This window comes from Arthrobacter sp. OAP107 (genome assembly GCF_040546765.1).
Lineage (GTDB): Bacteria > Actinomycetota > Actinomycetes > Actinomycetales > Micrococcaceae > Arthrobacter.
The window spans coordinates 4,985,438-5,011,761 of sequence record NZ_JBEPOK010000001.1 but is presented as its reverse complement, the minus strand read 5'-3'; the positions used below and the strand labels follow the sequence as shown (position 1 = coordinate 5,011,761).

Genomic DNA, 26,324 nt, shown 5'->3' with positions numbered 1-26,324 from the left:
ACGCCGAGTACTAACAACACCAGGTACCAGAAGGGGATCACAGATATGACGCACCACGACACGTTCCCGGCCGAACGCACCGCGGTGCTGACCGGGGCCGCCTCCGCACGCGGCATTGGCCGGGCGACGGCGGAAATGCTCGCCAGCGGCGGCTGGTCGGTGGCCATCCTCGATATCGACGGCGACGCGGCACGGCGCGCGGCGGAGGACATCTCCTCGGTGTATGGCGTCCTGGCCAGGGGCGTCGGGGCCGACGTCTCGGACCAGGCCACCGTGAACGCCGCCATCGACGAGGTGGAGGCCAACATGCCGCCCATCGTGGCGCTGGCGAACCTGGCCGGCATCAGCTCGCCCACCGAGTTCATGGACGAGACTGTTGAGGCCTGGGAGCGGGTGTTCCGGATCAACATGACCGGCACGTTCCTGGTCACCCAGCGCGTGCTCCGCGGGATGATCGAGCGCAGGCTCGGCCGGGTGGTCAGCGTGTCCTCCATCTCCGCGCAGCGCGGCGGCGGCACCTACTCCAAGGTGGCGTACAGCGCCTCGAAGGCTGCCATCATCGGCTTCACGCGTGCGCTCGCGCGGGAGATGGGCCAGTACAACATCACGGTCAACTGCATCGCCCCCGGCCCCGTGGACACGGACATCATGGGCGGTACCCTGACCGACGAACGCAAGGCGGACATGTCCCGTGACATCCTCGTGGGCCGCGTGGGCACGGTCCGCGACATCGCCGCCCTCATGGTGTTCCTGATGGGGGAGGACGCCGGCTACATCACCGCGGCGACGTACGACATCAACGGCGGCCTGCAGATCTCCTAGTACCCAGGCCGCCGCGGGACCGCGCTAGGCTGCCGCGGGGCTGGGTGACATTTCGGCCGCCTGGCGCAGCGCCTCGATCATGCTGCGCACATCCACGATGCCCTTGCCCGCGATGTCGAAGGCGGTGCCGTGGTCTACCGAGGTGCGGATGACGGGCAGGCCCACGGTGATGTTGACGCCGGCCTCGATGCCGAGGACCTTGATGGGTCCGTGGCCCTGGTCGTGGTACATCGCCACGATAAGGTCGTAGTCGCCGCGGCCTGCCAGGAAGAAGGCCGTGTCCGCCGGGAGCGGGCCGCGGGCGTCGATGCCGTCGGCCTGCAGCTTCTCAATGGCCGGGGTGATCTTCTCGGCCTCCTCGCCGTAGCCGAACAGGCCGTTTTCGCCGGCGTGCGGGTTGATGGCGCACACGCCGATCTTCGGGTTGGCGATGCCGGCCCGCTGCATGGCGCTGTGGCCGCGGCGCACTGTCCGCTCCACCAGGCCGGGCTCGATCTTGTTGATCGCATCGATGAGACCAATGTGCGTGGTGACGTGGATGACCTTGACCTTGGGCGTGGACAGCATCATGGACACTTCCTCGATTCCCATGAAGTGCGCCAGCAGTTCGGTGTGGCCCGGGTAGATGTGGCCCGCCTTGTGCAGCGCAGCCTTGTTCAGGGGCGCCGTGCAGATGCCCTGGACCTGGCCGGCCATGCCCAGCTCGCAGGCGATCCGGATGTAGTGGTAGGCGGCGTTGCCGGCCTCGGCGGACTCCTGGCCCCACGGCAGGTCGGCCGGGAGCAGCTTGGGGTCGATCACGTTGATGCGGCCGGCCTCGAAGACGGCCTCACCCACGGTCTCTATCTCGACGATGTTCGCTTCCACGCCCAGCGCCTTGGCGCCCAGCTGCAGCCGGCGGACGTCGCCGATGACCACCGGGCGGCAGTCGCGGTAGGCGTTTTCGTCGAGGAGGGCCCCCACGGTCACCTCGGGGCCCACGCCGGCGCCGTCGCCCATGGTCACGGCGATGAAGGGCCGGGTGTCCTGTTCGGTTTCGTTCACTGCAGATGTCATTGGAGCTCCAGGTTCGAGGGAGGGATGGGAAATGCTGTTGGAAGACCGGAGGTCTTTGATGGCGGAGTAAAGCTGGACGAGGGCGTCGCTGTCGCCGAAGCTGCCGGGCTTGGTGCCCACCAGACGCCCGTCCTCGGAAAGGCTGACCACGGCGCCGTGCTGCACGGACACCACCGGGGTCAGCGAGCGTACGCCCAGGGCGTCAAGTACCTCGCGGGCCGTTTCGCCGCCGGTGAGGATCAGGTCAGCGGCTGCCGCGGTACCGGCTGTTGCATGGCCTGTTGCCGCCTCGGCAGCCAGCTGCGCGAGGTTCCGCACGATCCTGCCGGACTCGCGCGGATTGACGACGAGGGCGCTGACAGTCAGGGCTGCAGGCCTGCCTGCCGCCAACAGCAGCTGCGCCTCGGCGAGCCGTGGGCGGACATCCTCCGGGCGCTTCAGCCCGTCCGGAGCGATGCGCAGGGCGGTGAAGCCGGCGGCTTCCAGCTTCCGCAGCTGCGCAGCGGCCTTTGCCGAAGCGGAGCCGACGGCGGCCAGTACCGGCCGGGGTCCGCCCGCCGTCATCAAGGACTGCGGCACCTTATATTGCGCGTTATGCGCAGAGTTGCTGCCCAGTTTTGCGGCCAGCAGCAGGGCCATGCCGCCCGTACCGGCCAGCACGATCCGCCGTCCGCCGGCGCTGAAGTCCAGGTCCAGCAGCGCGTCCGCGACGGCCTCGAGGTCGGCCGGAGTTTCGCCGTCGACAATCACGGTGGCGGGAGCGGCACCCGAAGCCGCCCCGGAAAGTGCGTCCGCCAGGAAGGCAGCCAGGCCGCGCGACCGCACCGCGGACAGCTCTGCAAGCCGCACCGCAGTACCGGGCCCCAGCAGCTGGGCGATCTCCGCGGGCGGAGCGGCTGGCTCTGCCCGCCACAGGTCCGTCCGGTCCAGCGGGACGCCATCGGCAAAGGGCCGGCCGCCGACGACTGTCCGGTTCAGCTGGGGGAGTGCGCCGGCCACCACCACGTGGTGGCCCAGGGCCGAAAGTGCCGCGAGTTCCGGGCCAATATTGCCGCGCCACAGGGAATCCATTTTCTTGAACAGGACGCCTGCGCTGCCGGCAGCGGCGCCGCAGAAGACGGCCGCCGAGGCCGCGGCTGCGGACTCCGGAGCCGTGGCCCGCGAATGCGTGTCGATCACCACAACGTCCGGGCCAGTTTCGGTGTTCGCATCGGGCGACAGGAGGAGCCGCGTGTCCAGCCCCTGGGCTGCAAAGCATTGCCCTACTTCTGCTGCGCCGGAAAAGTCGTCGGCCTGGATGAGGACTACGGTCACGTCGTCCTCCCTTCTTGGTTGTCGGTAGCACCATGATGGCATGTCTGCGCGAATTGCGCTAGGACAGTTGCGCATTTCGCGCAGAGGTGGCAGAGTGATGCACGTAACACGGCGCAGGCCATCCGGCCGCCAGCCGTCCCATTCAACCGAGAGGTCAACGATGACCGTTCTTCCTCAAGGAAGTGAGATCTCACGGCGCCGCCTCCTGCAGTTTGGCGCAGCCGCCGGATTTCTCCTGGGCACAGGCTCCATGGCCGGGTGTGCCGGCCCCACGGGCCTGCCGGGACCCAGCACCCTGACGCTGGCCCTCAACAGGTCCCTCGTCAGCCTGGACAACAAGCTCAACCAGTTCGATGCCGCCGTCACCGTCCAGCGCGCCGTGCGGCAGGGACTGACCGCCATCGGCCCCGAAACCAAGCCGATCCTGGTCCTCGCGGACCGCTTCGAAATGACCTCGCCCACCGCGTGGACGGTGCGGCTGCGCGAAGGCGTCAAATACTCCGATGGCACGCCGCTGAAGATCGAGGACGTTGCCACCGCCCTGAAGATGTACCAGCAGGTACAGGGCTCCTTCGTCGCCGGGTTCTTCCCGGAATTCCCCACGGTGGTCCCGGTGGATGACCGGACGTTCCGGATGGAGTCCAAGAACCCCATCCCCATCCTCGATTCCCTCATGAGCATGATCCTGATCAGCCCGGCCGCCAAGAACAAGCCGGAGGAGCTGCAGGAGGGTGTGGGCACCGGGCCGTACGTGGTGACCAAGTTCAACCGCGGCGCCGGCACCTACAGCCTCAAGCGGAACGAGAACTACTGGGGCCCGGCCCCCAAGGTGGACAACGTCGAGGTCCGCTTCCTGCCGGAGGAATCCAGCCGCGTCATCGCGCTGCGCAGCGGCGAGGTGGACGTCATTGACTCCATCACCCCTGACTCGCGCGAACAGCTCGCCGGACTTCCCGGCGTCGTCCTGGCAGAGGCGTCCAGCCTCCGGCTGAACCAGATCTTTTACAACTTCCGCAAGCCGTCCAGCCACCCGCTGTCCGACGTCCGCGTCCGCCAGGCCCTCAGCTGGGCGGTGGACGGCGAGGCACTGGTCAAGGACGTGCTGGTCGACTCGGTCAGCGAGGCCGAAGGCGTGGTCCCGTCCAGCCTCACCGGCTTCGCCAAGACCGGCAACTACACCTACGATCCGGAGAAGGCCAAGGCCACGCTGAAGAGCCTCGGCGTCACCGACCTGAACCTGAAGATCATCTGGGAAACCGGCGAGTTCGCCTCCGACACCTCCGTGATGGAGGCGCTCGTGGAGATGTTCGGCAACATCGGCGTGAAGACGCAGCTGCAGCAGTTCGAGCCCGGCGGCAACATCCTGGCCTGGCGCCAGGGCAAGCAGGGCGACTGGGACCTGCTGGGCAACGGCTTCAGCAGCCCCACCGGCCTGGCCATCACCATGATGCAGGGCATGTATGCCGGCACCGCGGAAAAGGAAAAGACCCGCGACACCTACCAGGGGTACGTGATCCCGGACGTGCAGGCCAAGATCCAGGCCGCGTCCTCCGAGGTGGATCCGGTACGCCGCGGACAGCTGCTCGCCGCCGCGCAGAAGGCCATCTGGGACACCTGGCCGTGCGCCTGGGCGTTCGTTCCCAAGTCGGTCCTGGCCCACCAGAAGCGTGTGGCGGGCCTGGCACTGGCGCCCACCAACTCCTACCCCCTTGTTGACGTCCGGCTGGAGGCCTGAGTCATGACCACGTACATCCTCAAGCGGCTGGGCCAGGGCCTGCTGACCGTGTTCCTGACGGTCTCCACGGTCTTCGTCCTGATCCGCCTCGCCCCCGGTGATCCGGCGGTGTCCTACGCCGGACCGCTGGCCACCACTGAGCAGCTGGCCAAGGTCCGCGAACAGTTCGGCCTGGACCGGCCCGTGCTGGAGCAGTACTGGATCTTCCTGCAGCAGCTGTTCACCGGCAACCTCGGCACGTCCTACTCCTTTCAGGCCCCGGCCATGCAGGTGGTGGCGGAGCGGATGCCGTACACCCTCACGCTCGCCACCGCGGCCATCCTCCTCACCGCCGTGATCGCCATCCCGCTGGGCGTGTGGATGGCCCGCCGACCGGACACCAACCGGGAACTCGGCGTCAACGTCCTCACCATTGCCGGGCAGTCCATGCCGGACTTCTGGACCGGCATCATGCTCCTCACCGGCTTCGCCGTCCTGATCCCGCTGTTCCCGGCCTCCGGCTTCGCCACCTGGGGCGGACTGGTCCTCCCCACCGTCACCATCGCCATCCTGCAGATAGCGCTGATCTCCCGGATGGTGCGGCGGGAAATGACCGCCAACTTCGCGGCCCCGTACCTGACCGTGGCGCGGTCCAGGGGAGTGGGCAGCCCGGCGCTGACCTGGCGTTATGCCATGGGCAATTCCGCCATCCCGGTCTTCACCGCCCTGGGCACCCGCTTCGCGGCCATGCTGAACGGCGTGGTGGTGGTGGAAGTCGTGTTCGCCTGGCCCGGCGTCGGCTCCCTGATTGTCCGGGCCCTCGAAACCCGCGACTACCCCCTCATCCAGGCGACGGTCCTGCTGACGTCGCTGCTGGCGGTAGCCGTCCAGCTGGTCATCGACCTCGCCTACCCGCTTCTTGATCCCCGCGTTCGTCTTGGAAAGGCGGCAGCAGCATGAGCCTCAGCGACACCGCAACACCGGCGGCCTCCGCCGCACAACCGTCCCGGACGCCGTCGCCCAGCGCCGTCACCAAGGAACTCGTCGCCAAGGCCGGCGCCACCCGCCGCCGCAACGCCGCCAAGTGGAAACTGCGCATCGGTGCCGTCTGCACGCTCCTCGTCATCATCCCCATCCTGCTGGCCCAGGTGCTTCCCCTGCCGGACGCCAACCACCAGGACCTCTCAGCCCGCAGGCTTGCCCCGCTGGTGGACGGCCACTTGTTCGGCACCGACCAGCTGGGCCGTGACCTGCTCTCCCGCGCGTCCTGCACGGCGGCCAGGTGTCCCTGACCATCGGCATCCTCGCCGTGGTGGTGTCCGGCGCCATCGGCATCATCCTCGGTGCCGCCGCCGGTTACTTCGGCGGCTGGGTGGACACGGTGGTCTCCCGCCTCCTCGAAGCCCAGATGTCCCTGCCGCTGCTGATGATGCTGCTCCTGGTGGTGGCGCTCTTCGGCCCGTCCATCCCGGTGATCACGTTCGTCATTGCGATTGCCCAGTGGCCGGAAGTGGCCAGGCTGACCAGGTCCATGGTGCTGGTGGAACGCGAAAAACCGTACGTCTCCGCGGCGCGCATCCTGGGCCTGCACCGCATCCAGATCCTCATCCAGCACATCATCCCGAACGTCATCAAGCAGGCAACCCTCGTGGTGCTGCTGCTCCTGGCCCAGGCCGTCCTGCTCGAAAGCGCACTCAGCTTCCTCGGCGCCGGCCCCCAGCGTCCGTTCGCCACCTGGGGCCGGATCATCTCCGACGGCCAGGACTACATCACCACCTCATGGTGGATGGTCACCCTGCCCGGCCTGGTGATCGTGCTGATGGTGGTGGGCGTGAACCTGCTGGGCGACGGCCTCCGCGACCGTCCCCGCCGCAAGAAGAAGGGTGCCTGACATGAACGCACAAGCTGAGCAGGCACTGCTCGAGGTCCGCGACTTCCAGGTGGAGCTGATTACCGACGCCGGGATTATCCGGGCCGTGGATTCAGTGAACTTCAGCATCCACCGCGGCGAAACGGTCACCATCATCGGTGAGTCCGGTTCCGGCAAATCGACGACGGCGATGGGCATCCTCCGGTTGCTCCCGGACGATCTGGCGGTGCTTTCCGGAACCGTGCTCATCGACGGCGTGGACGTGGTGGCCGTACCCAAGGCCATCGACAAGGTCCGCGGCCGGACCCTCGCGCTCATTCCGCAGGACCCGATGACCGCGCTGAGCCCCGTGCACTCGATCGGCAGCCAGCTTTTCGAAGCCATCCGGATCGCGGGCGCCGCCGCCAGGGACAAGGACGCCGTCCGGGCCCGCGCCGTCCGGCTGCTGGAACAGGTGCACATCCCGACGCCGGAGGTGCAGCTGAAGAAGTACCCGCACCAGCTCTCCGGCGGCATGCTCCAGCGCGTCCTGATTGCCATGGCGCTGGCCAGCGAACCGCAGCTGCTGGTGGCCGACGAACCCACCTCGGCGCTGGACGTCACGGTGCAGGCCGGCATCCTGGACCTGCTCCTGGAGCTCCAGGAGCAGCGTGGCATCGGGATCCTGATGATCACCCACGACCTCGGGGTGGCCCGGCTCATCTCGGACCGCATCCACGTGATGAAGGACGGCTCCTTCGTTGAGTCCGGAGAGGTCCAGCAGATCGTGGAACACCCGGCCACCGAGTACACCCGCAGCCTGCTGGCCGCGGTGCCCGTTCTGGGCCCGTGGGACGAAACCCCGGCCGGCGACCCCTCACAGTCCACAGCCGCCGCGGCCGGCGACGCCGCCCTGACCAGCACCGGAGGCCAGCATGACTAAGCCGTTCCTGTCCGTCGAGAACCTCGTGGTGGACTACCACGTGCCGGGCGGAACGTTCCGTGCCGTGGATGACGTCTCCTTCTCCGTGGACAAGGGCAAGACGATCGCCGTCGTCGGTGAGTCCGGCTGCGGAAAGTCCACCATCGCCAAGGCACTGATGCGGCTGGTGACGCCGGCCAGCGGCCGGATCGAACTGGACGGCACGGACCTGGCCGCGCTCAGCGAAGCAAAGCTGAGGCCGCTCCGTTCCAAGTTCCAGATGGTCTTCCAGGACCCCTACGGCTCCCTGGACCCGCACCTCACCGCCCAGGAGATCGTGGCCGAGCCGCTGAAGCTGCAGGGCGTCCGGTCCAAGGCCGAACGGCACAAGGAAGCCGCGAAGCTGATCGACCAGGTGGGCCTGCCGGCCAGGTCCCTGGACCGCCACCCCGCGGAATTCTCCGGCGGCCAGCGGCAGCGCATCGGCATCGCCCGCGCGCTCGCCTCCAAGCCGGAACTGCTGGTCTGCGACGAAGCCACGAGCGCGCTGGACGTGTCCGTCCAGGCCCAGGTGCTGCGGCTGCTGAAGTCCATCCAGGACGAAACCGGCATCACCTACGTGTTCATCTCGCACAACCTTGGCGTGGTGCAGGAGATCAGCGATAGCGTCATGGTCATGCAGCGCGGCAAGCTCGTGGAGCACGGAACAACGGCGCAGGTGCTGACCGCGCCCAAGGAGGACTACACCCGCAAGCTCCGCCGCGCCGCCCTCGACCCGTCCACCATGCGCGGCCTCAAGCCGCGCCACGTCGTCCGGTCGCTGGCCCTGAAAGGCGCCTGACCCGGCTTTCCTGACCCCGCCCCGAACCCAACCGATACTGCAACCACGGAGAATCAACGCATGAGCAAGCAGCCAGAAGGCACCCCGGTGGAAGGACTGAAGCTTCCCATCTCACGGCTGGTCCTGGGCACCATGACGTTCGGCGACACCGCCGATGAGGCCACCGCCGGACGCATGGTGGAGGAGGCGCTCGACGCCGGCATCACCACCATCGACACCGCCAACGCTTACGTGGGCGGCGTGACGGAGGAAATGCTCGCCCGCCTCCTCAAGGGCCGTCGCGACGAGGTGGTCCTCGCGTCCAAGGCCGGGATGCCGCACGCGGACCACGGCGAGCACAGTCCGCTGTCCCCGCAAGGGCTGCGCAACAGCGTGGAGGGCAGCCTGCGCCGGCTCGGCGTGGACAGCATCGACCTGTTCTACCTCCACCAGCCGGACCGGGCCACCCCGCTGCAGGACACCCTGCGCACCGTGGCCGAGCTGGCGGCGGAAGGGAAGATCGGGGCGCTGGGCGTCTCCAACTTTGCCGCCTGGCAGATTGCCGACGTGATCCATGTGGCCCGTGAGGTGGGTGCGCCCACCCCGGTCGTGGCGCAGCAGCTCTACAACCTGGTGGCCCGGCGGGTGGAGGAGGAATACCTCGAGTTCGCCGCCCACCCACAACGTCCACACCATGGTCTACAACCCGCTGGGCGGAGGCCTGCTCACCGGTAAGCACAGCTTCGAGGCCAAGCCTTCGGAGGGCCGCTTCGGGGATTCCAAGCTGGCCGCCATGTACACCCAGCGCTACTGGGACAAGCAGCTGTTCGACGCCGTCAACGCCCTGGCCGGCATCGCTTCGGACGCAGGCATCAGCCTCGCCGAGCTGTCCCTGCGCTGGCTCGCCTACCGGGACGGCGTCGGCTCGATGCTGCTGGGCGGCTCCAAGGTGGAGCAGTTGCGCTCCAACATCGCCGCCGTAGCCAAGGGCCCGCTGCCCGGGGACGTCACCGCCGAGTGCGACGCCGTCGGCTCCGGGCTCCGCGGTCCCATGCCGGCCTACAACCGCTGATTCCCCGCTGATTTTCCGAACTGAAGGCAGAAGACACCACATGACATCTGAACTCGCTACCGAATTCGCCCGCAAGGTCCGCGCCCGCGAGCAGGCCGTCGGCTACTGGGCAGTGCTGGACGCGCCCGTGGCAACGGAACGCATCAGCCGGCTCGGCTACGACTACGTGGCCCTGGACGCGCAGCACGGGCTGCTCGGCTACTCCGGCATGCTGAACGGCCTGATGGCCATCGACGCCGGGCACACCGCCGTTGGCATGGTGCGGGTGGAGGCCAACGACTTCACCGCGATCGGCAAGGCGCTCGACGCCGGCGCCGTCGGCGTGATCGTCCCGCTCGTCAACAACGCGACGGACGCCGCCGCGGCCGTCGCGGCAGCCAAGTACCCGCCACTGGGCGGCCGGTCCTACGGACCCATGCGCTCGGCCCTGCGGATCGGACCGGTGCCCGCCGAAGCCAACGCCGCCACCCTGGTCTTCGCCATGATCGAGACGCCCGAGGGGCTGACCAACGTGAAGGAGATCTGCGCGACGCCCGGCCTGGACGGCATCTACGTGGGCCCCTCGGACCTGGCCATCGCCGTCGGCGGTGCCTTCCCGGGCGATCCCGCCATCGAGGCCGAGTTCAACGCGGCGCTGGAAACCATCGCCGACGCTGCCGCCTCGGCGGGCATCGCCGCGGGCATCCATACCGCCGCCGGCGAGATCGCCGCCCAGCGGCGGCGCCAGGGCTACACGTTCACCACCGTCGCGTCGGACCTGACCCACCTGGAGCTCGCTGCGAAGGCGCACCTGGCGGCCGCCAGGTCGGAGGGCTGAGGAATGCAGACCACCAATGCCGGCTACAGCACCATTACACCTGACGGCGCGGTGAAGCGCGCGGACGGCGTTGACTTCGCCTACCTGCCGGCACCCACCGTGCAGAGCCACGCCGCCAACCTCCTGACCTTGCCGGACGGCCGCCTCGGCTGCGTATGGTTTGGCGGAACCCAGGAGGGCGTGCCGGACATCTCCATCTGGTTCTCCACCCTGGAGCCGGGCAGCAGCCAGTGGTCACCCGCGGAGCAACTGTCGGATGACTCCACCCGCTCCGAGCAGAACCCGATCCTGTTCACGGCGCCGGACAACCGGCTCTGGCTCCTGTACACCGCGCAAAAGGCGGGCAACCAGGACACGGCGGAGGTCCGCCGTCGTACTTCCACGGACAGCGGCCGCACGTGGGGACCGGTGGAAACGCTGTTCCCCGCCAACAAAACGGGCGGCGTGTTCGTCCGGCAGCTGCCGGTGCTGCTCCCGTCCGGCCGCCTGATCATCCCGATCTTCCGCTGCATCACCACGCCGGGGGAGAAATGGGTGGGCAACAGTGATGACAGTGCCGTGATGGTTTCCGACGACGGCGGGGCCACCTGGAGCGAGCACATCCTGCCGGGGAGCCTGGGCTGCGTCCACATGAACATTCAGCCCGTGGTCGACGGCTCGCTGCTGGCGCTCTTCCGCAGCCGCTGGGCAGACTCGATCTACGAATCCCGTTCCACCGACGACGGCACCACCTGGAGCGAGCCCGTCCCCACGGAGCTGCCCAACAACAACTCCTCCATCCAGTTCGCGGCGCTCGCCGACGGCCGCCTGGCGCTGGTCTACAACCACAGCCGCGCGGAGGAGAACACCGAACGGCGCCTCTCGCTCTACGACGAGATTGACGACGACGGCCTGGCCGCCGAACAGGGCCAGCCCGCCGAACCTTCCCCAACCGCCGGCGCCGGAACGGGTGACGGCGGGCGGCGCGCCTTCTGGGGGACGCCGCGCTCGCCCATGACGCTGGCCATCTCCGAGGATTCGGGCCGCAGCTGGCCCATCCGGCGGAACCTCGACGTGGGGGACGGCTACTGCCTTTCCAACAACTCCCGCGACGGCCTGAACAGGGAATACTCCTACCCGTCCATCCACCAGGGCCCGGACGGGGCGCTGAACATCGCCTACACCTACTTCCGGCAGGCCATCAAATTTGTCCGCGTGGACCCGCAGTGGGCGTACGAGGGCAGCGCCACTCCCGGAGGGGACAACGAAGCCGGCGGCACGCCGTGACAGATTCCCGCCACGCGGTGATTACGGGCTGCAGCTCCGGCATCGGCAAGGCGATCGCCGGGCAGCTGCTCGCCGATGGCTGGACGGTCACCGGGCTGAGCCGCAGCGAGACCTCGCTGGGGCCCGGCTTCCGGTGGCTGCATGCGGATCTGTCCGACCCGTCATCACTGGCGGAGACGGCCGCGGGGATTGACCCCGCAGACGCGCTGGTGCACGCCGCCGGCTACCAGCGCACCGCCCGGCTGGGCGAACTGGATCCCGGGGCGCTCGCCGGGATGTTCGCCGTCCACGTGGGGGCCGCCAGCGCGCTGGCCAACGAGGTGGTGCCGCGGATGCCCGACGGCGGCCGGGTGCTGCTGATCGGCAGCCGGACCTCCACCGGCGCGGCCGGCAAGAGCCAATACGCGGCCACGAAGGCGGCGCTGATGGGCATGGGCAGGACATGGGCGCAGGAGCTTGCCCCGCGCGGCATCACCGTGAACGTGCTGTCGCCGGGGCCCACGGACACGCCCATGCTGGCCGACCCCGGACGGGCGGCCACGCCGCCGAAGCTGCCGGCACTGGGCCGGCTGGTGGACCCCGAGGACGTTGCAGCGCTCGCCGGTTTCCTGCTCGGGCCGCACGGGAAGTCCATCACGGGCCAGAACTACGTGATCTGCGGCGGTGCCTCGCTGTAAGGCGCTGGCCGGAAGACGCGCATCCGCCGGACCCCTACGATGGTGACAGCAAAGGAGAGCCACAGATGACCACCGCCAAAGCCAGGCGCGAAGAGATCTACCACCTCGCCGTCACCACAGGGCTGGCGTCTGTGGAGGAGCTGTCGCGGCATTTCCGGGTGACCGCCTCCACCATCAGGCGCGACCTCGCCCACCTCAACGAACAGGGGAAGCTGGCCCGGACTTACGGCGGGGCCGTGGCGCTGGGTGCGCACCCGGAGCCGTCCCTGCGGCAGCGGACCGGCGAGGCGTACGAGCAAAAGCACGCCATTGCGGCCTGGGCTGCGGCCGAGGTGAAGGACGGCGAGAACCTCCTGCTCGACGGCGGTTCCACCGTCGGTGCCTTGGCGCACGCCCTGCGTGGCCGGGAAAACCTGTCCGTCACCACGCCGGGAATCAACACCCTGCAGGAACTCGCCGACTCGCCGGGGATCCTCGTGGACTGCCTCGGCGGCCGGCTGCGCGGCGTGAGCCAGACGTTCGTTGGTCCGCTCGCTGAGGCCGCCCTGGAGCGCATGAGCTTTGACCGGGTGTTCCTGGGCGCGGACGCCGTCACCGCCGACGACGGGCTCTGCGAGGCGGACCATGCGCAGACCAGGCTGAAGGAGCTCATGGCCCGGCGCGGCGACGCGGTTTACGTCCTGGCCGATTCCGGCAAGCTGGGGAAGCGGCCCTTCCACGCCTGGGCAAAGCTTGGCCAACCGTGGACCCTGGTGACGGATTCCGGCGCAGACCCGGCCCAGGTGGCGCTGTTCCGGGAGGCAGGCGTGCAGGTGCAGCTGGTTCCAGTAGGGCAGCAGGCTTCGGCGTAGGGAACACCCGCCTCATGGGAACAGCGGCGCTCGCGGGGTTGTTATTAACAATGACCAAAGATGAGCACTACACATACCGCACTGATAGTCCCGCCCCTCCTGGGCGAACCTCTCCGGGTTGTACCCGTGGAAGGGGCGGACAGCCTGAAGGACCTGCTCGGGGGCGACTTCGAGTCCGTCGCCCGGGGTGACTGGCACCTTTATCTCAACGCCGAGGGCACCTCGGCCAACCTCCCTGTGAACCTCCGCGCGGATCTGCTTATGCACGACTGCGGCCTTGACCTTGCAGGCGCTGCCCGCGGCCCGGCAGTTATCGTCGGCCGGGACGCCAAGGGCAAGGACACCAGCATCCCGGAGCACCTGCTGCGTCTCGCCGCAGAACTCTTCGGGACGCCGCAGGCAGCTTAAGGACGAGGTGCATATTGGCCCTTGGCGCTTAGCATTGTGGAATGACTGAAGCGAGCGAAGATTCGGCCGTCCTCCAGCTGCAGGACATCCTGATTGGCGCCGAAAGCGTTGACGGCTTCCTCGACGGGCTGGCCGCGTTTGCCGCAGCCACGCTCACCGGTCTGGCGGGTAACGGCATCGAATGCGCCGTGACCTTGAAGCGGCACCGGCATACCGCCACTGTCGCCGGGAGCAGCCCCCGGGCAGTGGAACTGGACCAGATCGAGCAGGCCGTCGGGGACGGCCCTTGCATCCGGGCGCTGTTCACCATGGCGCCCGAACTCCTCGACGACGTCCGCACGGACGGACGGTGGCCGGAATACCAGAAGCAGCTGGCTGAGCACGGCGTGTATACGACGCTGGGCGTTCCCCTGGACATCGGGGAAGGTGCCAGTGCGGCGATAAACTTTTTCGGCCCTGCGCCGGGCCTGTTCACGCCCGAGCTGTTCGACAGGGCGGTCGAGTTCGGCGAGCTGGCCAGCCGCACCCTGCACCTGTCAGTGCGGATCGGGTCCGCCCAGGCCCGGGCGCAGAACCTTGAGGCTGCCATGCAGAGCCGGACGGCGATCGACGTCGCCTGCGGCGTCATCATGGCGCAGAACAGGTGCTCGCAAAAGGAAGCCATGGACATCCTGGCCAAAGTCTCCAGCAACCGGAACAGGAAGCTGCGCGACGTGGCCGTGGAACTCCTGGGCAGGCTCTCCGGATCAGAAGTCGAGACGCACTTCGAGTAGGTCTTCAGCCTGCCACTACGCTACTTGCCGCCCTTGCCGATCATGGATGCCGGCGGTTTGGGGAACGGCTTGGCCGGATACATCTTGGCCACCTTCAGCATGTAGTTGGCCCACTGCGGCCCGGCGATCATGTAGCCGTCAATGCGGTCGTAGTGCTTGCCGTTGATGGTGATGTTCCTGCCCGGCCGTTTCTGGCCGTTCAGTGCGTCACCGAAGAAGGATGCGGTGACGATGCCGCTGGTGTAGCCCAATACCCAGGTGGCGCCGTTGCTGTTGTTGGTTCCTGTCTTGGCCGCCACGGGGACCTTGCTCTGGACTTTGGGGTTGATGTAGACGCCTGAACCCTTTTTGAGCACGTCCTGCAGGACCGAGTTCACGCCGCGGGCAATATTGGGCTCCAAGGCGGTCCGGCACGCCGGCTGCTGGCCGGGCAGCGCCTTCCCGGTGAAGTCGGTGACGCGCTGGATGGCAATCGGTGCGCAGTAGCGGCCGTCGGCAGCGAAGGTGGCGAAGGCGGTTGCCAGGTTGAGCGGGGACACGGCGGTTCCGCCGAGCACGTTGCCCAGCTGGTGCATATTGATCCCGGACCCGTCCAGGCCGCTGTGCAGGCCGAGGGTGTCGACCATCTTCTGGATGCCGCAGATGTCCAACTGCGCGACTTCGGCAAAGGTGGCCGTGTTGATGGAGTTGTACAGCCCGTAGTTTGCGGGCATCCTCCGGTAGTAGCCCTCCGAAGCGTTCTGCAGATCGTCGGCAGCCTCGAGGCCGGCGGCGCGCTGTTTGCTGCTGTAGCCGCCAACCACCTTGGCGCACGAGTCCCGCCAGCGGAATCCCAGGGGGTACTCCCGCCGGGAGGCGTCCACCTCGTCGGTAATCTTCCGTCCCTGGTGCAGCCACTCAGCGAACGTGAACGGCTTCATGGTGGATCCGGGCTGGAACCCGCCCGCACCGTTGAGGTCGTTGCCGTTGGCGTCCTTGGCGTCCACGTTGAAGTTCAGCTGGGTGTCGAACTTGCCCGGCTGCGGGAGGAACACCGTGTTCTGCGCCATTGACAGAATCTTGCCGGTGCCCGGCTGGAGTGTCAGCAACGAAGCACCCCACTTGGCCGGGTTGGCCCCGGCCGTGGAGTTCACCTGGGCCTGGGCTGCCGCCTGCAGCCGGCTGTCCAGGGTGGTGGTGATGGTGAGCCCGCCCCGGAACAGCTTCTGCTCCCGGGCTTCGGTGTCGGCACCGTATGCCCGGTTATTAAGGATCAGATGGGACACGTAGTCGCAGAAGTACGGGGCCATGGCCGCGGCGGCGCAGCCCTGCTTGGAGGTCCGGACCTTCAGGCCCAAGCCGCTGGCAGCGGCGGTGTCGTGCTGCTCCTGGGTGATCTTGCCCTGGGCCAGCATGGCGTCCAGGACCAGGTTGCGCCTCTTGAGCGAGTTCTCCGGGTTGGTCACGGGGTCGTAGAGGCTGGGGCTGTTGACGAGCCCTGCCAGCATGGCAGCCTGGGGGAGGCTGAGCTTGCTGGCCGGAACGCTGTAGAAGTGCTGCGCGGCAGCCTCGATGCCGTAGGCGCCGCGGTTGAAGAACACGATGTTGAGGTAGCCCTCGAGGATCTGGTCCTTCGTGAACTTCTTCTCCAGCTCGATGGCGAGCTTCATTTCCCGCACCTTGTCACCAATGGTCTTCTCCCCGCTGAGGACCACCTCATCCTCGCGTCCGGAGGAAACCTTTGATTCATTGGCCACGTTGGTGACGTACTGCTGGGTCAGGGTGGATGCCCCTTGCCGGTCACCACCGGAGACGTTGCTCACCAGCGCCCTGAGGACGCCCACCGGGTCGACGCCGCTGTGCTCATAGAACCGGCTGTCCTCGATCGCCACCACGGCGTCCTTGATGTACGGCGACATCTGCTTCAGCGGAACCCGCACCCGGTTTTCCTCGTAGAACGAGGCAATCAGTTTCCCGTCCGACGTCAGGATCCTTGTGGTTTGCGCCGGCGGCCGCACCGCAAGGTCTGAGGGGAGGCCCTTGTAGAAGTTGAGCGACCCGTTCACGGCGGCGCCGGCAACGGCAATCTGGGGAACGAAATAAGCGGCGACCAGGGCACCGCACACGCAACTCAGAACAATGAACCCAAGCAGCCTTGCCAAGGCCGAATGGGATCGCGATACAAGGCTTCTGCGTACCATCACTGCGGTTCACACCCCAAAAAAAGCGTGTCTTCAGAATACGCTTCACGTGACGGCCGGGCCAGATCATCTGGTTCGCGGCCAGGGCTCAGGGCAGGTCGATATTCGTGAGCTCAGAGCGTTTGCCGTTGGGTTCCTCCACAAGGACCAGCGAGCTCACCTGAGGGCAGTAATACTTGTGCTCGCGCGAGTTGAACTCCAACGGAGTCCAGTCGTCCACCTTGACGCAGTCCGTGTAGGTGCCCATCTTCGTGGTGACGGTCTGGCCCGTGGCGATGGTGTCCCGCATGTCCTCGGCATGGCCCAGGTAGTACTCCTGCCGGTAGGTGTCGCCCACACGCTGTTCGGCCTTCATCCAGATCCCGGCCTTTGCCCCGTCCTGGTCGTGGATGAAGCTGCCGGCATGATCCTGCAGCTGCCCGTCCTTGAAGTTGTTCACGTCCTCGCCGAAGTACCACACGTCGCCGTTCGCGTGCTGCGCCAGGTAGTCCCTGGTCTCCTCGACGAGCTGCCCGTTCTTGAATTCCTTGTCGAGGTAGATGACCGTTTCGACGCCCTCGATGACCCGCGTCTCCTTGAGGATCTCGATTTCGATCCTGTCGCCGCCAGTCCCGTACGTCATCTTCTTGCCGACAGGCAGGGCGAAGTACTTATTGGTGATCTTCGTCGTGAAATCCGCGGGGGTGATCTGCGGATTGTAGTCAGCAGCCCTGCTTCTGAGGTTGTTGAAGTAAAAAAATGCCGCCCCGCCAGCGACCAGCAACAGGACGATGATCCCCAACATTATGGTTCTCGGCTTCATGGCCCGTCCCACTCCTCGTTGAGTAGAAACCTTTGTGCGGCCCGGTGCACCTGTTGCCTGCCCGGTCCATAGGAGAAAGGTAGTCCTGTCAGACCGCCGGGGACAGGGGCAGCATCAATCTTCCTCAGCTGTGGGCGGCCTCCACGACCCGTTCGCCGTTGAAGTATTCGAGCTGCCAGCCGTCGACGGCGTGGTGGTGGGCCAGGTTGAGCACTGCATTATCGATGCTTTGCAGGGTGCTGCCGATGGCGCGGCTGAGGGCCAGGCGGAGGAGCGTGCCGTGCGCTACCACCAAAACGCGGCGGCCGCGGAACTCCTCGGCCAGTGCTTCCAGGGCAGCGAGGCCCCGGGTGGCCGCCTCGTCGTCGCTCTCTGCCCCACGGAAGCCGCCGGGGATGCGCAGCGCCTCCAGCTCGGGGCCGGCCTGCAGGCCCTCGGCGGGTCCGAAGCTGCGCTCGGTGAGCTCGGGCACATGCCGGGCCACCGTCAGCCCCAGGCCCTCGGCGATCAGTTCGGCGGTTTCCGCCGCGCGGCCCAGCGGTGAAGATACGATGGTGTCCCATTCCTGCCCCGACAGCACCGCGACGGCGTCACGCGCCTGGCCCCGGCCGACGTCGTTCAGCGGAATATCGCTGGATCCCTGCAGCCGGCGCTGCGCGTTCCAGTCTGTCTGGCCGTGGCGGATGAGGGCGAAAGTCGTAAGGGTCATGCCTTCCATTGTGCCCGAGAGCGTGCAAGCTCAGCCGAACAAGACCGCGGCTTCGTCGTAGCGCTTCTGCGGAACAACCTTCAGCTGGCCCAGGGCCTCCTTGAAGCCCACGTGTTCGATGTCCGTTCCCTTCTGCGCCACCATGGTGCCCCAGAGGCCCTCCACCACCAGGTGGACGGCTGCCATGCCCAGGCGGGTGGCCAGGACGCGGTCGAAGGCGGACGGCACGCCGCCGCGTTGGATGTGTCCCAGGATGGTGGCGCGGGTTTCGATGCCTGTCCGGGCTTCGATTTCTGGGGCCAGCTGGTCGGCAATGCCGCCCAGCCGCGGCCTGCCGAAGGTGTCCAGGCCTCGTTCGGAGTGCGGGGTTTCCATGTGCTCCGGCATGAAGCCCTCGGCCACGACAACCAGCGGTGCGCGCCCGCGGGCATGGGCTTCCTTCACCCACTGGGCGATCTGCACGACGCTGACCTTCTGCTCCGGAATGAGGATGGCGTGGGCGCCGGAGGCCATGCCGGAGTGCAGCGCGATCCAGCCGACGTGCCGGCCCATGACCTCGGCGATCATGCAGCGGTGGTGGGATTCGCCGGTGGTCCGCAGCCGGTCGATGGCCTCGGTGGCGATCTGCACCGCGGTGTCGAAACCGAAGGTGTAGTCGGTGGCGTCGAGATCGTTGTCCACGGTCTTGGGAACACCCACGATTTTCAGCCCTGCATCCGTCAGCCGCTGGGCGGCGGCGAGGGTTCCCTCGCCGCCGATGGCGATGATGGCGTCGATCCCCAGCCTGTCCATGTGGGCCTTGATGACGTCGGGCCCACCGCCGTTCTCGAACGGGTTGGTCCGGGAGGTGCCCAGGATGGTGCCGCCCTGCTTGGCGATCCCCCGGACCCTGGTCCGGGGGAGTTCGATGATGTCACCCTCCACCACGCCGCGCCAGCCGTCGCGGAATCCGACGAATTCGTGGCCATGAATGGCAATGCCCTTGAGGACGGCACCGCGGATTACCGCGTTCAGCCCGGGGCAGTCGCCGCCGCTGGTGAGGATTCCAATTTTCATGTTTTGGCTCAAATCGCAGGAGTGGCGGATTCCACGGCGGCAAGCACTGACATGGCCTCCTCAACGACATCCGCGGCGGGGAACGACGGCCGGTTCACGCCGGCCATTTCCTCCATGACCCGGACCACCTGGCAGCTGTAGCCGAACTCGTTGTCGTACCAGACGTAGAGCACCAGGTTCTTGTCGTTGGAGATGGTGGCGAGGCCGTCAACGATGCCGGCGTGGCGGGAGCCGACGAAATCGGTGGAGACCACCTCGGGGGAGTCGATGTAGTCGATCTGCTTGCGCAGGTCCGAGTGCAGCGCCATCCCGCGCAGGTAGTTGTTGACCTCGTCCTTGGTGGTGCCGCGTTCGAGGTTGAGGTTCAGGATGGCCATCGACACGTCCGGGGTGGGAACCCGGATGGAACTGCCGGTGAGCTTGCCCTGCAGTTCGGGCAGTGCCTTGGCGACGGCCTTGGCGGCGCCGGTTTCGGTGATCACCATGTTCAGGGCCGCGGAACGCCCTCGCCGGTCACCCTTGTGGAAGTTGTCGATCAGGTTCTGGTCGTTCGTGAAGGAGTGGACCGTCTCGACGTGGCCGTGGACCACGCCGTACCGGTCGTTGAGGGCCTGCAGGACGGGCGTGATGGCGTTGGTGGTGCAGGAGGCTGCCGTTATGATCCGGTCCGAATCCGTGATGTCGCTGTGGTTGATGCCGTGCACGATGTTCTTCAGGTCACCCTTGCCCGGTGCCGTCAGCAGGACACGGGCCACGCCCTTGCTCAGCAGGTGCTGGCCGAGGCCTTCGGCATCCCGCCAGCGGCCGGTGTTGTCCACCAGGATGGCGTCCTTGATGCCGTAGGCCGTGTAGTCGATGGTGGCGGGGTTATCCGAGTAGATGACCTGGATCTGGACGCCGTTGGCCGTAATCGTATTGGCCTCGGTATCGACGCGGATGGTTCCCTCGAAGGAACCGTGTACGGAGTCGCGGCGCAGCAGGCTGGCACGCTTGGTCAGGTCGTTGTCGGAACCGCGCCGGACCACGATGGCGCGCAGGCGCAGGCCGTGGCCGCCGCCCGCCTGTTCGATCAGGAGGCGCGCCACGAGGCGGCCGATCCGGCCGAAGCCGTAAAGCACGACGTCGGTGCTGGCGCGGCTGCCGGCCCCGCCCTTGCCCACTATCTCAGCCAGTTCGGCACGGAGGAATTCCTCCAAAGCCATGCCCGCGCCGTCGGACTTGAACTTCTGGTTCAGGCGGGCGATGTCGATGGCAGCGGCACCCAGGTCCAGCTGTGCCAGCATGTTCAGCAGCGGAGCTGTCTCCTCCAGGAGCAGTTCGTCCTTGCTGATCCGGCGCGCGAAACGGTGGGCCTTCAGGATGCTCATGGTGGACTTGTTGACCAGGCTGCGGCCATGGATGCTCGTCACCACGTTGTTTTCGCGGTACAGCCGGCCGATCACCGGGATCATGGCCTCGGCGAGGGCCTCCCGGCCCATCCAGGCATCAAGACAAGAATCTGAGGTTTTTAGCATCGGGCTGCCTTTCCAAAAGGGTGGGTCTGTTTTTAGCTTCAGCTCCTGAGATGGTCTGAGAGGGGCTTGATATCCATCGTCCTGCCATCTTTGGGTAGGGGAAACGCTAATTCAGGATGGTTTTTACAACCCTTTTGGGTAGGGTCTGCTGGGTTTAGGCGGTGGTGGCGAACATGAGGGCCATGGTGGTGGCGCCGAGGGCTTCGAGTGCGTGTTGGGTGCGGGTGGGGGGTTGGTGTGTTCCTGTGTGGTGGGTGGGTGTTGTGCGGGTGCGGAGGAGCAGGATGAGGAAGGTTGCGGCGGCGGTTGCGAAGAGGAGGGTGAGGAGGATCCCTGGTGTGTGGCCGAGCGCTGTTGCTGTTCCTGTTGCCGGGGTGGGGGGTGTGGTGGTGATGGCGTGGTGGGCGTGGTCCATGGGCATGGTTATGGGTGTTCCGGCGGTGGGTGCGGTTGGGGTGTCCGGGCCGGGGTGGGTCATGGTGGTGATCATGAGGGCTGCGGCGGCCATGGTGAGGGCGTGGTAGGCGCATTTGATCCTGCCCTGGGTGCCGGCGCAGAGGAGTTTGTATTCGGGTCGGGCGACGGCCTGGATGGTGAACCAGAGCGCGGCGCCGGCGAGCAGGCCGATCTGGGCGAGGAGGGTGGTGGGGGCCAGGTTCCAGAGCATGGCTGCCATCAGGGTGTTCATGAGGGCGTGGAGGGTGTTGTTGATCCGGTCGGTGAGGTGGGCTGACCTGTAGGCCTGCCAGAGCTGGCAGGCGCCGCCGGCCAGCAGGACGGCGGTGAGGGTCCAGGTTAGTGCGGGGATATGGAACACGCGGATCACGCTTTCACTACTGGGTTCGGATCAGGGAACGGCACTGCCGGGTTTTGAGGCGCAAATGGTTTCGGTCCCCGACGCGGGTTGTTCACGGCGTCGGGGACCGAAGTTTGGGAGTGGATACGGCTGGTCCCCGGTGCTGCCATGGGCAGCGCCGGGGACCACCGTGGTTGTTGGAACCCTGGCTGTTTAGTGGTTGTTGCCGGTGGAGCAGTGTCCGCTGTTGGTGGTGCGGGTTTCGGTGGGGAGGTTCAGGGTGGGGTTTTGGTTGAAGAAGCCGTGGGGTTCGAGCATGAAGCCGATGTTTTGGCGGGGCATGACGGGCCAGTCTTCGAGGCGGACGACGTGGTGCATGCCGAAGGTGTACCAGACCACGAGGTCCTGATCGACGATGTTCCGGTCTTTTTGGGTCCAGATGTGCAGGCCGTCATCGGCGCCGGTGGACTGGTTGGGGTATTCGCCGGCGGCGAAGCGTTCGGTCCGGTCGTAGGCGGTGACCCAGAGGTTGTTCCGGGCGAACTGGGCGCGTTGGGAGACGTAGGACTCGTCCCCGGCGGCGAGCTGGATCCCGTCGGTGGGGATCAGCCGGTAGGCGACGGGTTCGTCCACCATGTTCCTGGACTCGTGGTTGGCGATCTTCCAGAAGCGGTGTTTGGCCGGGTCGGTTTTGCGGATCGCTGCCTTCTCGGTTTCCAGGAGCCGGTCCACGGCCTTGAACGCGGTGTGGGTCGGGTTGTGCTCGGGGTATTCCATGTCCACTTCGTAGACGGCGTTGTTGACCCCGTCGATTTCAAAGTCCATCCGGACGTTGAACATGTGCTGGTGGATCGGGGCGTAGAGCCCGTCGTTGTTCAGTGACTGGCCGTACGGGCTCTTCTGCCCGGGCTGCTGGCCGGCGGTGGAGAGGATGCCGGTGGCCTTGACCAGGAACTCGATGGACCCGTCCAGGAACAGGTGCCAGTAGAAGGCGTACTCGTAGTTCGCGACCGTGGCGATGAAGGAGATCACGAGCTTGCGGTTCCGGCGGGTTTCGGCGGTGCCCTCGCGGAAGTCGAAGTGCTTCCACAGGATCGAGTCGTCTTCCTCGTGCATGCAGATCGCGTTCTCGATCGTCCACGGGTTGCCGTGGGAATCGACGCTGTTGCCGTCGAAGTACTTGATCTCGCCCAGGCAGTCACAGCCCAGGGTCAGGGAGTTGGCCATGTTGCCGATGTTGTACTCACCGGAATCGAACGCGTTCTTCTTCGCCTGGACCGGGGCGGTGTCACCGTACGGGACCACCATTTCCGAGAGCGAGGCACGGTTGATCACCGGGCGCTCCACGCCCTGGTCACGGAACTTCAGCTGGTGCAGGACCAGGCCTTCACGCGGGGTGAACCCGACCCGGAAGGACCAGTCGGCCCACTGCACATGGTTCCCGGTCACCTGGAACGAGGCGCCCTCGGGCTGGGTGATCTCGATCGGCTTCAGATCCGTGCGGGCCGGGCCGACGTACTTGGGCAGGTAATTGCCCCGCGCGGCCGGGACCGGGATCGCCTGGTCATCCTCGAGCCTGACGACCTCACCGGCGTTCAGGTCATAGAAGACGATGAAGTTCTCGATCGGGTGCGCGTACGGGCTGTCATCGGGCTCGTCCCGGACGAAGACCAGGGCACGCATCAGCCGCCGGCCCTCGGCGTCCTCACCGAAATACCCCACCGACCACGGCTCGAAGCACACCAGGTCCAGATCCGTCAGGCCCCGCTTCGCCAAAGCCGCAATCACGTTCGGATCCTTCCGGCACGCCTCCTCACACTCGGCGAACTCATCGAGCATGAACGGCGGCTGAACATTCTCCGCCAACTGGACCCACCGGTCCACCGTGCCGGCCTCCAGGCTCACGACCGCCTCGAACGCACGCCCCGCGGCACGGTCCACCAAAACAGCATCCGCCTCACGCGCCACCTGCACACCGGCACGCAGATCCTCCTTGGACGGCTCACGCAACTCAACACTGATAAAACGGAACGACTCCCCCGCAGCAGGGCCCTCCTTCAAAACCCCCACCGCACGCGAAATCTCCTCCCGCGACAACGGATCCAACGGGTGCGAAACCCCAACAACAGCTGAAGTATCAATATCGACAGTCATGCTTCTACTCCTAAATAAGTCCCTTGACAGGAAGAGGATGTCTACCTGGTGTTGCTTTGGGGCCAAACGCCCCGGATTCTCAGAACTGTTCGTCTTCGTCAGAACTGTTCATCGCTGGTACTGCTTCTGGGTAGCCGGCCAGGCACTGCTGCTGGCCCTCCGATGTGATGCCGGCCACGTACATTCTGTTCGTGTAGAAAAAGTTACGGCATCTAAATCATCTAGTCCAGCTTTTTTTATGAATTACTTTCAGATGGTGCAGTTATTACGTGCGGCTTGGATTACAGCGCTTGTCAGCCGGCCAGCAGCCAGTCGGACGCGGCTTTGCGATAGCGGATGATGCCTTTGTACTCGGCCATGTCTTCCGGGAGTTCCGCCAGGACGTGGCCGAGCTTTTCGCGCCAGGCGGGGACCTTGGCGATGTCCCTGAGGGGCAGGAGGTAGCTGCGGATCAGGAACAGCAGGACCCCGGTGTGGGGGAGTCGGATCAGGTGCTGGACTTCGACGCGGAGGTGCAGCTTGTCGGGCATGTCGGGGTCCGCGGCGATGGTTCCGCGGTCCGGACCCCATTCGGGGTAGGTTTCGGTGGACGTGTCCAGGCGGTTGCCGACGGTCATCGTCCAGTTGGTGCGGCGGAACTGCTCCCCGGGCTGCAGGCGCATGAGGAACTGCTCGGCGCGGCTGATGATGTTTTCTTCCTTGACCCGCGGGACGGGGCCGTGGATCTCGAGGAAGCTCATGCCGACGTCGAAATTGAACGACCAGTCCGCGGCGAAGGTGACCAGGCCGGCGTCGAGCCACATCGTGTTGTCCCGGATGTCGAGGAGCACGATGTCGTCCTGAATCTGGGTGCCAAGGAACCGGAGGGGTTCCATGGGCAGGGAGCCGTCGTCGCCAATGGTGAATTCGATGTCGAGGTTCTGCAGGCCGTTGTGCCAGCGGCAGGTATTTCCTTCACGGTGGAAGGACATGATGTCCGGGTTTTCCTGGGCCATGGCCGGCAGCAGGGTAGCGATGGTGTCCCAGACGGCGGGGCGCATGTGGGGCAGGACTGCCATGCGGGAGGGGTCGCGGTTCAGGATCGCTTCGCGGTCGGCGATTTCCTGGTGGTAGAACTCGTCGATGTCGATCAGCCCGGCGCCCCAGGCGCCGGCGTCCGTCGGTACATTTTTATTTGCCGGTTCGACATTGGCGCTGTAGCGGTACTGGTCGCCGAGGAAGGGGAAGGGAAAGCGCCTGATGCGCTCCGGTAGGGCGGTGTCAGTTTCTTTGTCGATGGTGATGCTCAAAGGTCCAACTCCAATTCTGGGTCTTCGCTGCGTGAAACACAGCACATCATTGTGGTGTTCTCGGACTTTTCCTGGTCTGTCAGGTAGAGGTCCCGGTGCTGCGGGGTTCCCCGGAGGACCGGCAGGACACATTCGCCGCAGATCCCTTTGCGGCACATGTTGGGGATGGTCTTCCCGGCCTTTTCAAGCGTTTCGAGCAACGACACGCCAGCCGGCACATCAAGCTTGAGTCCGCTGCGGACCAGGTTCACTGTGAACGGCTCGCCGTCCTCCAGTTCAGCCGCCCCGAACGCTTCGGAGTGCAGCCTCGCCGATGACCAACCCAGTTCGCGCGCCTGTTCCAGGACCGAATCCATGAATGCCGTGGGGCCGCAGACGTAGAGATGGGTCCCCAGGCTCTGGGTGGTGAGTTGTTCGGTGAGGACCTTCTGGAAACTCTCACGGTTGCTGCATTCGGTCAGCCCAGGTCCCAGCAGTTCCCGGGCTTCCTCCACGTGGGCTCCGGCTCCGGACCGGTACACGTAGATCAGGGATGAGGTGGTGCCCCGGTCGGCGGCGGCGCGGGCATGCGAGAGGACCGGCGTGATGCCGATGCCAGCGGCGATCAGCAGATGGTGCGTTGCTGTCGAGGCCGGCGCGAAGGCGCTGCGGGGCCGGGAGACGTAAACCCGGTCGCCGACGCCGAGTTGGTGCATGGCCACGGAACCACCCGCACCGTCCTCGACCCGGAGGACGGAGATGGTGTATTCGGTCGGGCCGTTGCCTGACCCGGTGAGCGAATAGGCATTCACGCCGCTGCCGTACTGGACTACCAGGTGGCTGCCCGGCACGTAGGACGGAAGGCGTGCCCCCGACGGATCAGCCAACGTGATGCTGACAATCGATTCCGTCTGGGGACTGACGTCGGTCACCTCCAGTTGGAGGCCACCTTCCACGGCCGGGTGGGCAGTGATCGGGAGCGCCGTGATTGTCATGATGCCTCCTCGGCGTGGGCTGCATACCCCAGGTATGCGCCCATTCGGCGGGAAAAGTGATCTGTGGTGGCCAGGTTGGTGGCACATCCCTGGCACTGCACCTCGGAGCCGGCTGGCCGAACTGTTGTGGTGGTCGCGTGGCAATGCGGGCAGTAAATGACCCGGGGGGCCGTCTCGTCACTCAGGAGGGTGAGCTCCTCCTGCTGCAGCCCGCATTCCGCGGCGGCTGCCGCGGCTGCGCGGATGTCCGCCGGGGGGCCGGCGAGTACGAGGCGGACTCCGACGTGCGAACGTCCGAGTGCTGACCTCAGCTCCGAGAGGGCCTCGGGATTTGCAGCTTTAAAACGGAGATCATGCCTGGGCTGGACACCGGTGTGTTGACCCGCGGTGTCACCTGCGGCGCCAAAAGACGCACAGATGACACCGCGGAAACCAGGTTCCAGGCCTGTGCCTGCTGCCGGCGGCATGGACGCGGAACGCATGGTCGGT

24 protein-coding genes and 1 pseudogene are annotated in these 26,324 nt (G+C 66.4%); 14 read left to right on the top strand and 11 right to left on the bottom strand.

The window, feature by feature from the left end; genetic code table 11:
- The first annotated feature begins 45 nt into the window (after window positions 1-45).
- Window positions 46-822 (top strand): SDR family NAD(P)-dependent oxidoreductase, encoded by a 777-nt coding sequence (locus ABIE00_RS22995; protein ID WP_354262941.1) that lies wholly within the window; start codon window positions 46-48, stop codon window positions 820-822.
- Window positions 823-846: 24 nt separating this feature from the next.
- Here the strand turns inward: ABIE00_RS22995 and pdxA are convergent, their stop codons facing one another.
- Window positions 847-3,192, bottom strand: a complete 2,346-nt coding sequence (gene pdxA / locus ABIE00_RS22990; RefSeq protein WP_354262940.1) for a 4-hydroxythreonine-4-phosphate dehydrogenase PdxA — start codon at window positions 3,190-3,192, stop codon at window positions 847-849.
- 160 nt (window positions 3,193-3,352) lie between these two features.
- Here pdxA and ABIE00_RS22985 point away from each other — a divergent pair, with 160 nt between their 5' ends.
- The 13 genes and pseudogenes from ABIE00_RS22985 (at window position 3,353) to ABIE00_RS22925 (ending at window position 14,361) form a co-directional block, all read left to right on the top strand.
- Entirely contained in the window at window positions 3,353-4,927 is a 1,575-nt protein-coding gene (locus ABIE00_RS22985) for an ABC transporter substrate-binding protein (protein ID WP_354262939.1), read from the top strand.
- A 3-nt stretch (window positions 4,928-4,930) separates the two neighbouring features.
- Window positions 4,931-5,866, top strand: a complete 936-nt coding sequence (locus ABIE00_RS22980; RefSeq protein ID WP_354262938.1) for an ABC transporter permease — start codon at window positions 4,931-4,933, stop codon at window positions 5,864-5,866.
- Window positions 5,863-6,797 (top strand): annotated as a pseudogene (locus ABIE00_RS22975) (ABC transporter permease). Before ABIE00_RS22980 ends, ABIE00_RS22975 begins: the two are co-directional and overlap by 4 nt.
- A 1-nt stretch (window position 6,798) precedes the next feature.
- Window positions 6,799-7,698 carry an ABC transporter ATP-binding protein gene (locus tag ABIE00_RS22970; protein ID WP_354262937.1) on the top strand — a complete coding sequence of 300 codons (900 nt, stop codon included), beginning with the start codon at window positions 6,799-6,801 and terminating at the stop codon, window positions 7,696-7,698.
- Window positions 7,691-8,518, top strand: a complete 828-nt coding sequence (locus tag ABIE00_RS22965; protein WP_354262936.1) for an ATP-binding cassette domain-containing protein — start codon at window positions 7,691-7,693, stop codon at window positions 8,516-8,518. Before ABIE00_RS22970 ends, ABIE00_RS22965 begins: the two co-directional genes overlap by 8 nt.
- A gap of 60 nt (window positions 8,519-8,578) precedes the next feature.
- On the top strand, window positions 8,579-9,232 hold the full coding sequence (locus tag ABIE00_RS22960; RefSeq protein ID WP_354262935.1) for an aldo/keto reductase: 654 nt from the start codon (window positions 8,579-8,581) through the stop codon (window positions 9,230-9,232).
- Complete coding sequence (locus tag ABIE00_RS22955; protein WP_354262934.1) at window positions 9,192-9,569, top strand: aldo/keto reductase; 378 nt, start codon at window positions 9,192-9,194, stop codon at window positions 9,567-9,569. Before ABIE00_RS22960 ends, ABIE00_RS22955 begins: the two co-directional genes overlap by 41 nt.
- Before the next feature lie 40 nt (window positions 9,570-9,609).
- Complete coding sequence (locus ABIE00_RS22950) at window positions 9,610-10,386, top strand: HpcH/HpaI aldolase family protein (protein ID WP_354262933.1); 777 nt, start codon at window positions 9,610-9,612, stop codon at window positions 10,384-10,386.
- A 3-nt stretch (window positions 10,387-10,389) separates the two neighbouring features.
- On the top strand, window positions 10,390-11,652 hold the full coding sequence (locus tag ABIE00_RS22945; protein ID WP_354262932.1) for a sialidase family protein: 1,263 nt from the start codon (window positions 10,390-10,392) through the stop codon (window positions 11,650-11,652).
- On the top strand, window positions 11,649-12,329 hold the full coding sequence (locus ABIE00_RS22940) for an SDR family NAD(P)-dependent oxidoreductase (protein WP_354262930.1): 681 nt from the start codon (window positions 11,649-11,651) through the stop codon (window positions 12,327-12,329). Before ABIE00_RS22945 ends, ABIE00_RS22940 begins: the two co-directional genes overlap by 4 nt.
- A gap of 65 nt (window positions 12,330-12,394) precedes the next feature.
- Entirely contained in the window at window positions 12,395-13,180 is a 786-nt protein-coding gene (locus tag ABIE00_RS22935) for a DeoR/GlpR family DNA-binding transcription regulator (protein ID WP_354262929.1), read from the top strand.
- Window positions 13,181-13,240: 60 nt separating this feature from the next.
- Window positions 13,241-13,588: a DUF3846 domain-containing protein gene (locus tag ABIE00_RS22930; protein WP_354262928.1), complete on the top strand. Its 348-nt coding sequence runs from the start codon at window positions 13,241-13,243 to the stop codon at window positions 13,586-13,588.
- A 41-nt stretch (window positions 13,589-13,629) separates the two neighbouring features.
- Window positions 13,630-14,361, top strand: a complete 732-nt coding sequence (locus ABIE00_RS22925) for a GAF and ANTAR domain-containing protein (RefSeq protein ID WP_354262927.1) — start codon at window positions 13,630-13,632, stop codon at window positions 14,359-14,361.
- Between the two features lie 20 nt (window positions 14,362-14,381).
- On the opposite strand, the gene ABIE00_RS22920 is transcribed toward ABIE00_RS22925, so the two are convergent.
- The 10 genes from ABIE00_RS22920 to ABIE00_RS22875 form a co-directional block, all read right to left on the bottom strand.
- Window positions 14,382-16,541, bottom strand: coding sequence for a transglycosylase domain-containing protein (locus ABIE00_RS22920; protein ID WP_354262926.1), 2,160 nt, complete (start codon window positions 16,539-16,541; stop codon window positions 14,382-14,384).
- 88 nt (window positions 16,542-16,629) lie between these two features.
- Window positions 16,630-17,343 (bottom strand): hypothetical protein, encoded by a 714-nt coding sequence (locus tag ABIE00_RS22915; RefSeq protein WP_354262925.1) that lies wholly within the window; start codon window positions 17,341-17,343, stop codon window positions 16,630-16,632.
- Between the two features lie 124 nt (window positions 17,344-17,467).
- The gene (locus tag ABIE00_RS22910; RefSeq protein WP_354262924.1) at window positions 17,468-18,052 is read right to left on the bottom strand and encodes a histidine phosphatase family protein; all 585 of its coding nucleotides are present in this window, start codon (window positions 18,050-18,052) and stop codon (window positions 17,468-17,470) included.
- 30 nt (window positions 18,053-18,082) lie between these two features.
- A complete protein-coding gene (locus ABIE00_RS22905; RefSeq protein WP_354262923.1) occupies window positions 18,083-19,108 on the bottom strand; it encodes a 6-phosphofructokinase in 1,026 nt (341 codons plus the stop codon).
- 8 nt (window positions 19,109-19,116) lie between these two features.
- Window positions 19,117-20,622: a glyceraldehyde-3-phosphate dehydrogenase gene (locus ABIE00_RS22900; RefSeq protein ID WP_354262922.1), complete on the bottom strand. Its 1,506-nt coding sequence runs from the start codon at window positions 20,620-20,622 to the stop codon at window positions 19,117-19,119.
- A 154-nt stretch (window positions 20,623-20,776) separates the two neighbouring features.
- Window positions 20,777-21,439 (bottom strand): DUF5134 domain-containing protein, encoded by a 663-nt coding sequence (locus ABIE00_RS22895; RefSeq protein WP_354262920.1) that lies wholly within the window; start codon window positions 21,437-21,439, stop codon window positions 20,777-20,779.
- Window positions 21,440-21,631: 192 nt separating this feature from the next.
- Complete coding sequence (locus tag ABIE00_RS22890) at window positions 21,632-23,572, bottom strand: primary-amine oxidase (RefSeq protein ID WP_354262919.1); 1,941 nt, start codon at window positions 23,570-23,572, stop codon at window positions 21,632-21,634.
- A gap of 293 nt (window positions 23,573-23,865) precedes the next feature.
- Window positions 23,866-24,861, bottom strand: a complete 996-nt coding sequence (locus ABIE00_RS22885) for a heme-dependent oxidative N-demethylase family protein (protein ID WP_354262917.1) — start codon at window positions 24,859-24,861, stop codon at window positions 23,866-23,868.
- Window positions 24,858-25,835, bottom strand: coding sequence for a PDR/VanB family oxidoreductase (locus ABIE00_RS22880; protein ID WP_354262916.1), 978 nt, complete (start codon window positions 25,833-25,835; stop codon window positions 24,858-24,860). Before ABIE00_RS22880 ends, ABIE00_RS22885 begins: the two co-directional genes overlap by 4 nt.
- Entirely contained in the window at window positions 25,832-26,317 is a 486-nt protein-coding gene (locus tag ABIE00_RS22875) for a dimethylamine monooxygenase subunit DmmA family protein (protein WP_354262915.1), read from the bottom strand. Before ABIE00_RS22875 ends, ABIE00_RS22880 begins: the two co-directional genes overlap by 4 nt.
- Window positions 26,318-26,324: the final 7 nt, after the last annotated feature.

Excerpts from the sequence above, each read along its gene's own strand:
- ABIE00_RS22945 (WP_354262932.1), top strand. The coding sequence starts at position 10,390 with ATGCAGACCACCAATGCCGGCTACAGCACCATTACACCTGACGGCGCG.
- ABIE00_RS22965 (WP_354262936.1), top strand. The coding sequence starts at position 7,691 with ATGACTAAGCCGTTCCTGTCCGTCGAGAACCTCGTGGTGGACTACCAC.
- ABIE00_RS22915 (WP_354262925.1), bottom strand. The coding sequence starts at position 17,343 with ATGAAGCCGAGAACCATAATGTTGGGGATCATCGTCCTGTTGCTGGTC.
- ABIE00_RS22995 (WP_354262941.1), top strand. The coding sequence starts at position 46 with ATGACGCACCACGACACGTTCCCGGCCGAACGCACCGCGGTGCTGACC.
- ABIE00_RS22955 (WP_354262934.1), top strand. The coding sequence starts at position 9,192 with ATGGTCTACAACCCGCTGGGCGGAGGCCTGCTCACCGGTAAGCACAGC.
- ABIE00_RS22935 (WP_354262929.1), top strand. The coding sequence starts at position 12,395 with ATGACCACCGCCAAAGCCAGGCGCGAAGAGATCTACCACCTCGCCGTC.
- ABIE00_RS22920 (WP_354262926.1), bottom strand. The coding sequence starts at position 16,541 with ATGGTACGCAGAAGCCTTGTATCGCGATCCCATTCGGCCTTGGCAAGG.
- ABIE00_RS22875 (WP_354262915.1), bottom strand. The coding sequence starts at position 26,317 with ATGCGTTCCGCGTCCATGCCGCCGGCAGCAGGCACAGGCCTGGAACCT.
- ABIE00_RS22890 (WP_354262919.1), bottom strand. The coding sequence starts at position 23,572 with ATGACTGTCGATATTGATACTTCAGCTGTTGTTGGGGTTTCGCACCCG.
- ABIE00_RS22950 (WP_354262933.1), top strand. The coding sequence starts at position 9,610 with ATGACATCTGAACTCGCTACCGAATTCGCCCGCAAGGTCCGCGCCCGC.
- ABIE00_RS22925 (WP_354262927.1), top strand. The coding sequence starts at position 13,630 with ATGACTGAAGCGAGCGAAGATTCGGCCGTCCTCCAGCTGCAGGACATC.
- ABIE00_RS22905 (WP_354262923.1), bottom strand. The coding sequence starts at position 19,108 with ATGAAAATTGGAATCCTCACCAGCGGCGGCGACTGCCCCGGGCTGAAC.
- ABIE00_RS22900 (WP_354262922.1), bottom strand. The coding sequence starts at position 20,622 with ATGCTAAAAACCTCAGATTCTTGTCTTGATGCCTGGATGGGCCGGGAG.
- ABIE00_RS22985 (WP_354262939.1), top strand. The coding sequence starts at position 3,353 with ATGACCGTTCTTCCTCAAGGAAGTGAGATCTCACGGCGCCGCCTCCTG.
- ABIE00_RS22930 (WP_354262928.1), top strand. The coding sequence starts at position 13,241 with ATGAGCACTACACATACCGCACTGATAGTCCCGCCCCTCCTGGGCGAA.
- ABIE00_RS22910 (WP_354262924.1), bottom strand. The coding sequence starts at position 18,052 with ATGACCCTTACGACTTTCGCCCTCATCCGCCACGGCCAGACAGACTGG.
- ABIE00_RS22980 (WP_354262938.1), top strand. The coding sequence starts at position 4,931 with ATGACCACGTACATCCTCAAGCGGCTGGGCCAGGGCCTGCTGACCGTG.
- ABIE00_RS22960 (WP_354262935.1), top strand. The coding sequence starts at position 8,579 with ATGAGCAAGCAGCCAGAAGGCACCCCGGTGGAAGGACTGAAGCTTCCC.
- ABIE00_RS22880 (WP_354262916.1), bottom strand. The coding sequence starts at position 25,835 with ATGACAATCACGGCGCTCCCGATCACTGCCCACCCGGCCGTGGAAGGT.
- ABIE00_RS22970 (WP_354262937.1), top strand. The coding sequence starts at position 6,799 with ATGAACGCACAAGCTGAGCAGGCACTGCTCGAGGTCCGCGACTTCCAG.